The organism is Caldalkalibacillus mannanilyticus JCM 10596 (assembly GCF_000615945.1).
Classification (GTDB): domain Bacteria; phylum Bacillota; class Bacilli; order Caldalkalibacillales; family JCM-10596; genus Bacillus_AT; species Bacillus_AT mannanilyticus.
In genome coordinates this window covers 1-727 of record NZ_BAMO01000103.1, presented here as the reverse complement: position 1 = coordinate 727, position 727 = coordinate 1, and the positions used below count along the sequence as shown (strand labels likewise).

Genomic DNA, 727 nt, shown 5'->3' with positions numbered 1-727 from the left:
CTCAGGCTATCTTTTTTCTTGAAGTATTAAAGAAGAGTGAATTTCTGACGATATAAATAATAGAAGTGGTTCAACTAAGCCGGCCAGCTTTCGTTGAACTTCTCTCCACAAGGAAGTGGAGATCACATACTCAAGGAGGAAGAAAAACATGAGAATTAATAACAACATTATGGCGTTAAATGCGCACAAAGCATTAACATCGAACACAGGACAAGTAGGAAAATCATTAGAGAAATTATCATCAGGATTACGTATTAACCGTGCAGGAGATGACGCAGCAGGACTTGCGATCTCTGAAAAAATGCGTGGACAGATCCGTGGATTAAACATGGCAACTAAGAACGCTCAAGATGGAATTTCTTTAATCCAAACAGCAGAGGGTGCGTTAAACGAAACTCACTCCATCCTACAACGTATGCGTGAGTTATCTGTCCAATCAGCGAACGATACAAATACAGATGCAGACCGTGCTGAGCTTCAAAAAGAGGTAACAGCTTTAATTGCTGAGGTAGACAGAATTTCTTCAGATACAGAATTTAACACTCAAAAGCTACTTAATGGAAGTTTTGCTGGTAAGCTTATCCACATTGGTGCGAATGCAGGACAAACTCTTTCTGTCACAATTGGAACAATGAGCACAGGTGCTTTAAGTATTAGTGGAATTAGTGTAGCGACTCAATCTGGTGCAAATGCAGCGATTTCTTCTCTTGATGCTGCGATTAGTGCC

The 727-nt window shown here is 40.3% G+C and carries 1 protein-coding gene; it reads left to right on the top strand.

Features of this window, described 5'->3' with window-relative positions; translation table 11 throughout:
- Positions 1-148: 148 nt before the first annotated feature.
- A partial coding sequence (locus JCM10596_RS22895) for a flagellin N-terminal helical domain-containing protein (protein ID WP_025029061.1) occupies positions 149-727 on the top strand: 579 nt, incomplete at its 3' end.